The 13,175-nt window shown below is 44.7% G+C and carries 7 protein-coding genes; all 7 read left to right on the plus strand.

All coding sequences use genetic code 11. The features are described 5' to 3' along the window. Window positions 1-40 precede the first annotated feature (40 nt). The 7 genes from BN8899_RS12485 to BN8899_RS20420 all read left to right on the plus strand — a co-directional run bounded on the left by BN8899_RS12485 (window position 41) and on the right by BN8899_RS20420 (window position 13,153). Window positions 41-1,222: a FecR family protein gene (locus BN8899_RS12485; protein WP_187376891.1), complete on the plus strand. Its 1,182-nt coding sequence runs from the start codon at window positions 41-43 to the stop codon at window positions 1,220-1,222. 172 nt (window positions 1,223-1,394) lie between these two features. Further along, window positions 1,395-5,021, plus strand: coding sequence for a SusC/RagA family TonB-linked outer membrane protein (locus BN8899_RS12490; RefSeq protein WP_231932342.1), 3,627 nt, complete (start codon window positions 1,395-1,397; stop codon window positions 5,019-5,021). 10 nt (window positions 5,022-5,031) lie between these two features. Then, window positions 5,032-6,636 (plus strand): RagB/SusD family nutrient uptake outer membrane protein, encoded by a 1,605-nt coding sequence (locus BN8899_RS12495; protein WP_065219684.1) that lies wholly within the window; start codon window positions 5,032-5,034, stop codon window positions 6,634-6,636. Between the two features lie 15 nt (window positions 6,637-6,651). Beyond that, complete coding sequence (locus tag BN8899_RS12500; RefSeq protein WP_065219685.1) at window positions 6,652-7,596, plus strand: hypothetical protein; 945 nt, start codon at window positions 6,652-6,654, stop codon at window positions 7,594-7,596. A gap of 80 nt (window positions 7,597-7,676) precedes the next feature. Continuing rightward, window positions 7,677-10,325 (plus strand): zinc-dependent metalloprotease, encoded by a 2,649-nt coding sequence (locus BN8899_RS12505; protein ID WP_065219686.1) that lies wholly within the window; start codon window positions 7,677-7,679, stop codon window positions 10,323-10,325. Window positions 10,326-10,475: 150 nt separating this feature from the next. Next, window positions 10,476-12,953, plus strand: coding sequence for a ferrous iron transport protein B (gene feoB, locus BN8899_RS12510; RefSeq protein WP_065219687.1), 2,478 nt, complete (start codon window positions 10,476-10,478; stop codon window positions 12,951-12,953). A gap of 5 nt (window positions 12,954-12,958) precedes the next feature. After that, complete coding sequence (locus BN8899_RS20420; protein WP_148375417.1) at window positions 12,959-13,153, plus strand: FeoB-associated Cys-rich membrane protein; 195 nt, start codon at window positions 12,959-12,961, stop codon at window positions 13,151-13,153. Window positions 13,154-13,175: the final 22 nt, after the last annotated feature.

Consider the following 13,175-nt stretch of genomic DNA (forward strand, 5'->3'; position numbering starts at 1 on the left):
TTTTCATTACAGTTGATTGATTTGTAAAATGAAGGAAACGATGAGAATGATGAAGAATAAATTGGCAGAACGGAATCGGAGCAAGATTGTGCGTTCGTTGTTAGAATATTTTACCGGGGAAGGAGATCTAAGCCAACGGGAGATACTGGAGAATTGGTTGGGTGAGGATGAAAAGAACAGGGTTTTATTCGAGCAATTGAATGACGAGAGTTATGTTCAGGAGGGGGTGGAAGAATTTCGGCGATATGATTCCCGGGAAGGATGGCAAAAAGTGGAAGGTAGGATCCGTGTCCGGCGCCGGAGATTACTTGTGAGGTGGAGTTATGCGGCATCTGTAATTATTTTGTTCGGGGTGGGAATCATCGCTTGGAATGTGTTTTCGGAACGTGGGGAAAAAACTTCGGTGGTGCATACCGTGTTGCAGGAGGATATCGCCCCGGGGAGTTCACGGGCTATACTGGTGTTGGAATCAGGAGAGACGATTTTTCTGGGACGGGAACGGGATTCATTGACACGAGGCGTGACGGGAGAGAGTTTCGTGAATGACGGGGAGCGGTTGATCTATTCCGGTGTGGAGGAAAAAAAGGCTAAGATTCACACGTTGCAAATTCCGCGGGGAGGAGAATACACGCTGTGTTTGTCTGACGGAACGAAGATTACGTTAAATGCTAATTCGAAAATACAATATCCGGACCGGTTTACTGGCAGGGAGCGTTGGGTGGAACTCGAGGGTGAGGCTTATTTTGAGGTGGCTAAAGATAGCGGGCATCCGTTTGTCGTGAGATCGAGGGGGGCGGAAGTCCGGGTGTTGGGAACATCCTTTAATGTGAAGTCATACCGGGGAGAGGCGCAGCAGACCACGTTGGTTGAAGGTGCTGTAGAAGTGGCGAACGAACAGCGAAAGGTGCGACTTATGCCGGGAGAACAAGCTGTATGGGAGGGAAATGATTTCCGGGTGAGGGAGGTGAATACGGCTTCTTACACGGCATGGACAAAGCAGCGGTTGGTGTTTGATAATGAGCCATTAGAGGGGGTGTTGAAAATATTGCAGCGTTGGTATGATGTTGAAATTTGCATTGAGAATCCTTCGTTGAAGGAGGTTCGTTTCACGGCGGATTTGCCAAGATACGAACATATCAAAAAGATATTGGATTTGTTGGAAATGACAACCGACGTGAAATTCGAGTTAAATGAAAATGTTTTGAGTGTGAAGAAAGAGTGATATAAAAAACAACAGGGAAATGTTGCTAGCATTTCCCCGTGGTGTCAAGTAACGTCATATTGCTAGTATGACATTATTTAGTAACTATAATATTTATTGCAAATCTATGAAAAAAAAACGAGATTATGACATCGGGAGAGAATCTTATGTCATAAAAAAAATGATTAGGGTTATGAAAATTTTTAGTCTTTTGTTGTGCTTGTCTTTGTCTTCGGTCTTTGCTAATTCATCGGCACAGGTTCGCTTGAGTTTGGAGATGAAAGAGGTCGCCTTGAAAGAAGTATTTGATGAAATTATGCGGTTGACGGACTACAAATTCGTTTATAGCAATAATGAATGTGAAAGAGCCGGAAAAATAAGCGTGAACGTGAAAGATGAGGAATTGGAGGATGTAGTACGGATGTGTTTAGCGGGTACGAAGTTGGGGTTCCGGATTGAGGATAAACTAGTGTTGATTTCTCCGAAGTTGTTCATAGATGAGAAGAAGAAGGATGACAAGAAGCCGGTTGTGGCGAAAGGGCTTGTCGTGGATAAGGATAAGTTGCCTCTTCCCGGCGTGACCGTGATGTTGAAGGGAACGACGATCGGGAGTGTCACGAATGTGAATGGGGAGTTCTCTCTCGTGATTTCAGATACCACGAAAGCCGAGTTGCTTTTTACTTTCGTGGGGATGAAGTCTGTAACAATGAAATATATGGACCGTCCTAAAAAGGGCGTGTGGACCATTACGATGGAGGATGATATGGTGGCTATGGATGAAGTTACCGTGGTGAGCACGGGATATGGTGACGTGGACCGCCGTCGGTTAACCAGTGCGGTAACTTCTTTGAATATGGACGATATTATGGTACCCGGTTTTAGTTCCGTGGACCAGATGTTGGAAGGGCGTATTCCGGGTATGATTTTTATGCAAAATTCAGGGCAAGTTGGTGCGGCACCGCGGGTGCGGATCCGTGGAAATTCCACGGTGATCGGTAACCAGGAGCCGTTGTGGGTTGTGGATGGTATCGTGCAGAGCGATCCGGTAAACGTGGATCCGGCTCAGTTGAACGACTTGGATTTCGTGAATTTGCTGGGGAATGCTATTTCCGGATTGAACCCGGAGGATATCGAACGGATTGACGTGTTGAAAGATGCGGCAGCCACGGCTATATATGGAACAAGGGCAGCCAATGGGGTGATCGTGATCACGACAAAAAAAGGAAAAGTTGGAAAACCGACCGTTTCGTACGCCTTTACAGGAACTTTCTCCCGTCGTCCTTATTATTCGGACAAGACGGTGAATTTGATGAATTCCAAGGAGCGGGTGGAGGCTTCCCGGGAGTTGTTCGAACGTCAGATCGGTTATAATAATGTAACGAATTTCGTGGGATACGAAAAAGCTTATTTGGATTATCAGGCTGGTTTGATAGACTTCACAGAGTTCAACCGTTTGACGGATTATTACGAAACGTTGAACACGGATTGGTTTGACGTGTTGTTGCAAAATTCGTTCTCTCACAAGCACACGTTGAGTTTGAGCGGGGGAAGTGAAAATATTCGTTATTATGCGTCCGTGGGGTATAATGATCAAAGAGGTGTGATCCGGAAGGAAAAGAATGACCAGTTCACTGCCAATATGAAATTGAACGGGACGTATGATAAATTGCAGTTCCAGTTCAACATGAATTTCAATAATTCCAAGAAACATTACACGCCGAGCGTGGATGGGGTGAGCGTGACACAATATGCTTACCAGACAAACCGTGCGTTACCGGCTTATAATCCTGACGGGTCTCGTGCTTTTTACCAATTTAGTGAGGTCGGTTTGTATAGTGATATACTGTTTAATATGGAGAACGAAATGGATAAGACCTACCAGGAGATAGAGAGTAACGCGGTTAATTTGACCGGGCTCGTGAAATACACGTTCTGGAACGTACTGGCCGTGGAGGGAACGGCATCTTATTCATCCAGCGTGACCAACCAGGATGAGATTTATGAAGAGGGATCGTATTATGTCGAGAAGTTGAGAAATGGCGGAGAGGCTCCTAAAAATGAATGTCCCGTGGGAGGGGAATGGAATAATAAAATCACGCGTCAGAACTCGTGGCTGGCTCGTTTGCAATTGAATTATTCACAGTATTTGGAGGATAAGCATTTTCTGAAGGCTTCTTTGGGAGGTGAGCTTTCTTCTAAAAAGTATAATAACGTGTCGATGGTGCAGCGGGGATATTATCCAGACCGGGGGTTGAGTTTCGGAACGTTGGAAGACGAGGATTTGATCGCCAGTAGTTATTGGAGCCAATATTCTGCTTATCGGAAGTGGTTGGTGAAAAATGTACCCACGATATCGCAAAGTAAAACGAATTTAGGTTCGTTGTATTTTTCGGCAAGTTATACTTACAATAATTTGTACACCATTAATTTCAATACCCGTATGGATATTTCCAACCAGTTCGGTTCACGCAGCCGGGAGAAGTTGTTGCCGATTTGGTCTGTGTCCGGACGTTGGGATATCGGCAGGCAGTTTTGGGCTGGGAATAGCAAAGTGAACGAGTTTGCCTTGAAATTGTCTTATGGACACCAAGGAAACATGATTGACGGTCAGACTTCCAAGATGATTATCAATAAAGGATCGACTCATTCCTACTTGGGTGGATTCCAGTCGACAGTGAATGCATTCCCGAATCCTGATTTGAAATGGGAAACCACGGCTTCCTATAACGCGGAATTGGTGTTCTCGCTATTGGAGAACAAGATATCGGGATCCGTGGGATACTTTTACAAGAAAACGACCGATGCTTTCCTGACAAAGACGATTTCCGTCATTAATGGTCGCAGTAGTTACACGGTGAACGAGGGAAGCTTGGAAAACCAAGGTGTGGAGGTGACGTTGAGTTTTATGCCATTCAACCAGCAGTTGACCGCAAGCGGGAAACGCGGTTTCGTGTGGCGTTTCGACCCGCAGATCGGACAGGTTGTGAATAACCTGGTGAACAAGGCGATCAATAATCAGAATAATATTTTGCGGGATGATGTGACTTACGAAGACTTTCTTAATGGTAACGTGGAAGTGGCAGGTGAACCCTTGGAAACGTTCTTCTCGTATCGTTTCAAAAAATTGAGTTCCGTGGATGGAAGTCCTATTTATTACGGGATGGAAGAGGAGAACGCGGATGAGTTGCATGCCAAATATAATAGTATGAATAACGAGGATGTGATTTTGGCGGTGATGGAACCGAGTGGAACCCGGATTCCGGTGTTGCAGGGAGGGTTCTCCAATTATTTCGGGTATCGTCAATTCGGGCTGTCGTTTAATTTTACTTATAGCTTGGGAAACAAAATCCGCATGTTGAAGTTGTGTGAAGATTTTAATATCCGTCCTTACCCGCAGAAAAATATGCGTAAAGAGTTCGTGAACCGTTGGCGCCGTCCGGGTGACGAAGAAAAAACCAATATCCCGGGGTTGGTCGCTAGCGATGGTTTCAATTCCCCGTGGTGGAAGAATCAATGGGATGCTACTTATGAATTTGCAGGTAATAATATATATGCTATGTACGATTATTCGAATATCCGCGTCGTGAAGGGGGATTATTTGAAATTGCAATCCTTGTCGTTGCGCTATAATGTGGAGGATAAGATTTGTAAAAAGTTGGGGTTGAAGTCCGCTTATATTAATTTGTCCGGAACGAACCTCTTTACCTGGCAAAGTAAAAAAGCGAAGGGCATGGATGTGACGTCGCAATCGGGAAGTTCATCCGTGATTAACTTGTCTGTCCGCCCGACCTATTCTTTGTCTTTGAATGTAACTTTCTAATTTGGAAATTATGAATACATTAAAAATATTTATTTTTGCGTTGATTGTCGGATGTGCATTGACAGCTTGTGAAGATTTTTTCGAGGAGACCTCTCAAAATCAAGCTTACGTGTCGAGTGTAGTGGATCTGGATGAATTGCTGAAAGGAGAAGCGTATATTAGTGAAGAGGGTTTCTCTCAAAGTATGTATTACGGGGGAAGCACCAATCGGGTCATGTCTCAGACGAGTCGCTATTTCCCGTGGATTCACGTGTTGGATGATGATGTAACGGAATTTGCGGAGGGATATCATTATAACAGTGCTTCTTGGATACGGACAAATGCCGCTTCAGCCTACACGTGGCAACCCAATCCTTTTGTAAATAAAGATGCCGTAGAGTATGCGGCGGATGATTGGAATAAAGCATATAAGCGTATTGCCGTGTTGAATTCGGTCATTTATGAGTTGGATGACGTGAGAGAGGGGACTCAGGATACTTTGGCGAACCGGGTGGAAGGAGAGGCTCGATTCCTGCGGGCTTATTACTACTATTGGTTAGTGAATATTTACGCCCAACCTTATAACAAGGAGCGTGCCGCAAGGGAGTTGGGAGTTCCGCTGAAGATCTCGGAAGTGGTTGAAGATAAATACTTCTCCCGGAATTCAGTGAAAGAGGTGTATGACCAGATACGCGCTGATTTGCGCCGTAGTGTCGAGGCGTTCCGGGATGCCCAGGCACCTGCCCGTCCGAATAAAGCAAATTATACGGCAGCTTGTATATTGATGAGCCGGGTAAGCCTTTACATGGAGGAGTACGAGGATGCTATTGCTTATGCGGATTCTGCTATTGCCTGGGGACGTCATTCGATTCTGGACATTAACGGATTGAAAGCGGGAGATAGTTTTACATACGAGAGTTCCCCGGAAACGGTCTTCACGATGGGCGGGTATATCATGAACCAGATACACCAGCCGGATAGTGCCGGTCGTTTCGATTATAAATATTCTGTGGCTTCCGCTTACAAATCGTCCGCAGATTTGTTGAATTGCTATCACGCGAACGATTTACGCCGGCAGATTTTCTTCACGGCAGCCCATTGGGATAAAACGGCATTCCTGTGCTGGAAGAATCGTGAAACATCGGGACGAATTGGTGATTACATGTTGTTCCGTTTGCCTGAGGCTTACTTGAATAAAGCTGAAGCCCAAGCTATTTTGGGAGATGAATCCGGAGCGAAGCAGACATTAAATGTGTTGCGGGAGAAACGTTTCACTGTGGGGAGTATGCCGACGATCGAGAGCGAGATGGCTGCCAACGGGGAGAATTTGGTGGATTTCGTCCGGGGTGAGCGGCGTCGGGAACTTTGTTACGAGGGGCACCGGTGGTTTGATTTGCGCCGTTACGCGGTAAACACAAAATATCCTTTCACGAAGGTTATCCGTCATGACGTGAGAGAGTGGCAAGGTGCCGCATCGGTTGCGGGATTTTATACCACCGTGGGATATTACGAAATCGATACGCAGAAAGATCAGGTGGTGTTTGCCTTCCCGTTGCCTCAGAAAGAGATTATTTTTAACAAGGGAGAATTGGAGCAAAACGAGGCTCGTCCGGAACGAGAAATGGTACGTTATTAATTTTTAAGTGTTGATATGATGAAAAAGTTGTATTATATAGGATTGTTTTTTATGTTTCTCTTGATCTGGGGATGCGACAAAGAAGATGATTTGACGCCCTCCGGTCACGAGAAAGAATGGATGATTATTGAAGATTCGGATGATCCGCTGGATAAATTGCGTTACGAGATATTCCGGGACTATGGGGTACCCACGTATTATAACGACACGATCGGGAGTGAGGAGCGAGTGGATATGTTGGGAAACACGTACACGTATTATGAACGTTTGAAAATCTTCTATTATCCGGGAGGGGCTACTTCGTCGAATTATTCCGGTGCTATCCTCGATTTTGTCGACGAGGATGTGCGTGAGTCGGTATTGATTCCGGTGTTGGAGAGTTTTAGGGATAAGATATTCGCTCGTTTTGAAAAAGGAACTCGTTTGCCTGCTTTTTTCTTCGCAGATTCGATAGGAACTGTTAATTTGTGGGGAGAATATAATAGAGTTGAGTCTTATTATGGATATAACACCTTCGCGGTGAATTTGGATTCGTTGCCGTTTTTGGGAGTAGAAAAGTTCACGAGTAAAACGTTGACGACTTATTTTACCGGTTTGTTGTCATCCTCTGCCCAATCTGGTTGGAAGAGTGCATTTTTGAACGTAACGAAAAGTTTGAAGCAGGGGTTAGAGTATTCTTCTAGCATGGAGTCTTATGCGGCTGTCTCTTTAGTAGAGGCTTTGCAAGGGACGAAATTCACGCGTAAGGAGGAATTGGGTTTTGTCGTTTCTTGCAATAGCAAAAGTGGCGTGGAATCGATACCCACGGAAAGTGTAGATCTCTCTTCTTATATTGATAAAGTGTTGATTTATACGGAAGTGAAGTTTGAAGAGGAGTACGGGGAGTTTGAACCGGTGATGGTAAAGTTCCGGATGATGAGGAACAAATTGGTCGAGTTGGGGTATTTGTTAAAGAATTAATTATTTATGCAATAAAAACAGTATAAGCATGATGAACACAATCATGCTTATACACAAAGTAAATCACAAAAAATAGAATTATGAAAAAAAGTATTGTATTGTTGTTGGTGGCGTTATTTTTGATGCCACTTGGGGGCACTCTGTATGCAGCTTCGAAAAAGAAGAAAGAAAAAGGGAAAATAGAGGAAGCAGCCCCGGCAAAGAAAGAAAGCAAGTATGACAAGTTGTTGAAAAAGCCGGGTGTGAAAACAGTGAAGGGGGATTTTATCACGTTGCACCGTGTCGGGAATAAGGTGTATTTCGAATATCCGGTAAAATATATGGGACGGGAATTGTTGATTGCTTCTACCATTTCTGAAACGAGTAGCCCGACCTTGTGCACGGTAGGGTATAAGCCTTCTGATCCGTTACACGTGAGGTTTGATTTGCAGGATAGTACTATTTTCCTGAGGAGTGTAAATTCTCTAGTGGAATACAACGAAAAAGAAGCTAATTTGAAAGAAGCCGTAGAGGAAAATTATATCGATCCTTACATGAAGAAGTTTACCCTTGAGGCTTATAATGCGGACAGTTCTTCCGTTGTCTTCGACGTGTCGCCCTTGTTCGTGGATAATGTACCCGAGTTGGCTCCTATTTCGAAAATGTCTTCCGGGATGATTTCTATCAGTGCTTCCCCTAAGTCGGAGTTGTTTTCTTTAGGAGAAATGAAAGCATTCGAGGACAATGTATCCATTGCGACCAACACGACCCATTCCGTGAGTGCTTCTTTGTTTATTTTTACAATTAACTTAGGAGATGTTTCTAACAAGGTGACTCGTACCGTGTTGTTGTTGCCGGAAGACAAGGATCGGATGAAACCGAGAATCTCGGATTCCCGTATCGGTATTTTCTTGACAGGAAAGCAACGTATTTCAACCGAGGAGGATGGAATTCAATCCTATACGTTTGCCAATCGTTGGCGTTTGGAGCCTAAGGATATGCGTGCATGGGAACGAGGAGAGTTAGTGGAACCGGTGAAACCTATTGTTTGGTATGTTGACAATACTTTTCCGGAAGGGTGGAAAGAACCGATTCGCAAAGCTGTTTTGAGATGGAACCAAGCATTCGAGAAGATCGGTTTTAAAAATGCCCTTCAAGTGCGAGACTTCCCGACGGCAGAAGAAGACCCTAATTTTGATCCGGATAACTTGAAATATTCTTGTATCCGTTATTCCCCAGTGAAAACGATGAATGCCATGGGACCGTCTTGGGTAGATCCGAAAACGGGAGAAATTATAAACGCTTCCGTGTTGGTTTATAACGACGTGGTGAAATTGAATAACATGTGGCGTTTCACGCAGACGGCGCAAATAGACCCTCGCGTGCGGGCTAAAAAACTGCCTAAAGAAGTGTTGGACGAGTCTTTGGAATACGTGGTAGCTCACGAGATCGGACACACGTTGGGATTGATGCATAATATGTCAGCTTCCCATGCTTACCCAGTGGATTCTTTGCGGAGTGCATCGTTTACACAGAAATATGGAACGACTCCTTCAATTATGGATTATGCCCGCTTTAACTATGTGTCACAGCCCGGGGATAAAGGTCTGAAGTTAACACCTCCTGTACTTGGTTGCTATGACGAATACGCTATAAAATGGTTGTATTCTCCTATTGCCGGTAATTTGGATGTAAGAGAAGAGGCTAAAATCTTGGAATCATGGGTAGATGAAAAAGCCGGAGATCCTCGTTATCGTTATGGAAAACAGCAAGTTTATGCTCGTTATGATCCGAGTGCCGTGGAGGAAGATTTGGGTGACGACCCGATGAAAGCCAGCGAATATGGTATCAAGAACTTGAAGTACATCATGGAGCACTTGAACGAGTGGATCGAGGATGACGCTTCTACCGCCCATCGTCAGTTCTTGTATGAAGGCATTGTTACGCAATATTATCGTTATTTGATGAACGTGTTGTATAATGTGGGAGGTATTTATCTGACGGAAGTGAAAGACGGAACTCCGGGAGCTCGTTATCAAGCCGTGGATGCAAAATGCCAGAGTGCTTCTTTGAAATGGGTAGTAAAACAATTGTGTGATAGCGAATGGTTGAAAAATAAAGATGTGGTTTCTAAATTCGGTTTATCTGCTACTCAATCAAACGATAAAGTATACGGATTGGTGATGCAGAATATACTGAAGGCAGATGAGAAAGTGCTTGTTTCTTCGCATGTAGCCGGAGGTGATTACACGCAAGCTGATTATTATAATGACTTGTATTCTGCCGTATTTGCCAACACGATTAAGGGTAAGAAGTTGACAGATCTGGAAAAGACTATGCAACGCGGAATTTTAGCTGAATTTGCAAAACAAGTGCAGACGTTGAAAGGAACTAGCAAAAAATTGACGAACGTGGCAGCCTACACGCCTTCTATTGAAGAGGTGTTCGCGTATGGTTTGGACGAAAGTGGATTCTTGGCTTGTTTTAAAGAGCAATTATCGGCCCTCGAGCAAGAGTATGGCAATGGAGTTGTTATGGAGCAATTGAAATTGCATCAATTCGGTGACACTTATGGTTATGGATTCCAAAAGGAAGTGAACGCAAAATTGTATGACGAGTCGTTAGCTCATTGTATGACGATGTATGTTAAAGTGCTTAATTTGGTGAAATCTAAGGTTCTTACTGCCCATAAAGATGATCGTCCGCATTACCAAGCTCTATTGGTTGCTTTAGAAACTTTGAAAAAATAGTATTTTCATACGATTATTATAAATAGATTTGAAAAGGGAGCCATGAATATTCGTGGCTCCTTTTTCGTGTATCGATATTTTTCTGTGTTTATTTAGAAAAAATAAAAATAATATCCTACCTTTGTTCCGCGAAACCAGAAAGATGCAGATATGTTATTGTCAGAATTGAAGACCGGCGAGAGCGCCGTGATAACGAAAGTAAAAGGATACGGGGCTTTCCGTAAACGTCTGAATGAAATGGGCTTTGTGCGGGGGAAAGTGGTAAAGGCTGTAAAGAATGCCCCTTTGAACGATCCTATCGAGTACGCGATCATGGGGTACGAGATTTCGTTGCGGCGGCAGGAGGCTACTTTTGTCGAGATCGTTTCTTTGGCTGAAGCCCGTGATATTGTTGGTATCAAAGCAACGGCAAGGGATGCGGAAGAAGCTTTCGCGAAACACTGGGAAGGACGGGAGAAACATATTCATGTGGCTTTCGTGGGAAACCCTAATGCGGGAAAGACTACCTTATTTAATTATATGAGCGGTTCGCAAGAACACGTCGGGAATTACAGCGGGGTGACTGTGGATGCCAAAAAGGCGAGTTTCCATTATAACGGTTACGAGTTTAACGTGGTGGATTTGCCGGGTACTTATTCCATATCTGCATATTCAAACGAGGAAAAATACGTGCGGGAATATATTATGAACCACGCTCCCGACGTGGTGATCAATGTGGTCGATGCTTCTAATCTGGAACGTAATCTTTACTTGTCTACCCAGTTGATTGATATGGATGTAAAGGGAGTAATCGCCTTGAATATGTACGACGAGCTGGAACGTTCGGGTGCGGTTTTCGATTACCGGGAGATGGGGAAGATGATCGGGATGCCGATGATGCCGACCATTGGTTCGAAAGGAAAAGGCGTGAAGGAATTACTGGAAGAAGTTATCGAGGTGTACGAGGGAAGAAGCGAGACCGTGCGGCATATCCATATTAATTATGGGAAAGAGATTGAGGATGGAATTGTTGCTATTCGAGCCGAATTGGAGAAGGAAAAAGAATTGACTTGCCATATGTCACCCCGGTTCATGTCGTTGATGTTACTCGAGGGCGATAAAGAAATCATGCGTTTCGTGCAACAGGATAAGTTTCGGGAAAAATTGATGGATACAGTACAAGAGAATGTCTGCCGTATAGAGTCCACGTTCGGCGAGAGCGTGGAGGCGGTGGTTACCGACACGAAATACGGCTTTATCTCCGGGGCTTTGAAAGAAACTTACCGGGAAAGTCCCGTCAATCGGCGGCGTAAAACGGAATATATAGATGCTATCGTGACGCATAAATTATTCGGGTTCCCGATATTCCTGTTGTTTTTGTTTACAACATTCTTTGCCACCTTCAGCCTCGGGAGTTACCCCATGGAGTGGATTGAGGCGGGAGTGGGAGCCTTGGGGGAATTTGTGGATACTCACATGAGTGCGGGACCGCTGAAGGACTTGCTGGTAGACGGAATTATCGGCGGAGTCGGCAGTGTGATCGTGTTCTTGCCGAATATATTAATTCTGTTCCTGTTCATTTCTTTTATGGAAGATACGGGATATATGGCGCGTGCGGCGTTTATCATGGATAAGATCATGCACAAGATCGGCCTTCATGGGAAGAGTTTTATCCCGATGATTATGGGCTTCGGGTGTAACGTGCCGGCAATCATGTCCACGCGTATGCTGGAGAATCGTAGCGACCGGATTTTGACGATATTAATTAATCCCTTTATGTCTTGTAGCGCCCGCCTTCCGGTGTATATTTTACTGGTCGGGGCTTTCTTCAAGGAGTATGCGGCGTTGGTATTGTTCGGGATTTATCTGGTGGGTATTATTGCGGCAATCGTGATGGCGAAATTGTTTAAGCGGTTGCTTTTCCATAAACAGGAAGTGCCTTTCGTGATGGAACTTCCGCCTTATCGTATGCCGACTTTGCGTACCACGGTTCGCCATATGTGGAGTAAAGGGGAGCAATACCTGAAAAAGATGGGAGGAATCATCATGTTTGCTTCCATATTGATTTGGGCTTTGGGATATTTCCCGGTGGACAAGGAGTTGGAAACGGAATACGATCGGCAAAAAGCGGAGGTCGTTGCAGCCTACGAGGTCGAGATTGCTTCGGGTACCGGTGATGTTGCGCGATTGAAAAATGAACGGGAAGACAAGCTGGAAAGCCTGCATCGGCAGGAAGTGACCAAGCGTCAGGAAAATTCATATATCAGCCGTATCGGACGGGCTATGGAACCCATCTGGGCACCTCTGGGCTTTGATTGGAAGGCTGGTGTGAGTTTGCTGACCGGGGTCGCTGCCAAGGAAATCGTGGTAAGTACGATGGCAGTGCTTTATCAAGGGGAAGAAGTGATGGAGGACGATGAAGCCTCGAACTCAACACTGGCGATGCGTATGCGGGAGCATGGGTTTACACCTGTCGTGGCTATCGTGTTTATTATTTTCGTGTTACTCTATTCTCCCTGTTTTGCGGCGTTGATCGCAATCGGGAAGGAAATCGGGGCGAAATGGGCATTCTTCGTCATGGGATACACGACCGTGCTGGCGTGGGTCGTTTGTTTCGTGCTAAAACAAATATTGGATTTGTTGATGTAAAGGTGATGCAAATTATATTGACATATATTATTATTGCCGTGGCGTTGGTCTTCGCAGGGAGAAGTGTCTATCGGTTATTTCGTTCGGCTCGCAAGAAAGGCGGATGCGGCGATTGTTGTAGTTGTGGAACTACGGCGGGGAGGGAAAAAAAATTTGTATTTAACGCCGGGGAAACGGCAAAAGAACAGGAAGGGAAATGACATAAAAAAAACTGCTTTGAAA

This window comes from Butyricimonas sp. Marseille-P2440 (assembly GCF_900091675.1).
Taxonomy (GTDB): Bacteria; Bacteroidota; Bacteroidia; order Bacteroidales; family Marinifilaceae; genus Butyricimonas; species Butyricimonas synergistica.

Bases quoted from the DNA above. Each gene is read 5' to 3' on its own strand.
- feoB (WP_065219687.1), top strand. From the start codon at position 10,476: ATGTTATTGTCAGAATTGAAGACCGGCGAGAGCGCCGTGATAACGAAA.
- BN8899_RS12495 (WP_065219684.1), top strand. From the start codon at position 5,032: ATGAATACATTAAAAATATTTATTTTTGCGTTGATTGTCGGATGTGCA.
- BN8899_RS12490 (WP_231932342.1), top strand. From the start codon at position 1,395: ATGAAAATTTTTAGTCTTTTGTTGTGCTTGTCTTTGTCTTCGGTCTTT.
- BN8899_RS12485 (WP_187376891.1), top strand. From the start codon at position 41: ATGAGAATGATGAAGAATAAATTGGCAGAACGGAATCGGAGCAAGATT.
- BN8899_RS12500 (WP_065219685.1), top strand. From the start codon at position 6,652: ATGATGAAAAAGTTGTATTATATAGGATTGTTTTTTATGTTTCTCTTG.
- BN8899_RS12505 (WP_065219686.1), top strand. From the start codon at position 7,677: ATGAAAAAAAGTATTGTATTGTTGTTGGTGGCGTTATTTTTGATGCCA.
- BN8899_RS20420 (WP_148375417.1), top strand. From the start codon at position 12,959: ATGCAAATTATATTGACATATATTATTATTGCCGTGGCGTTGGTCTTC.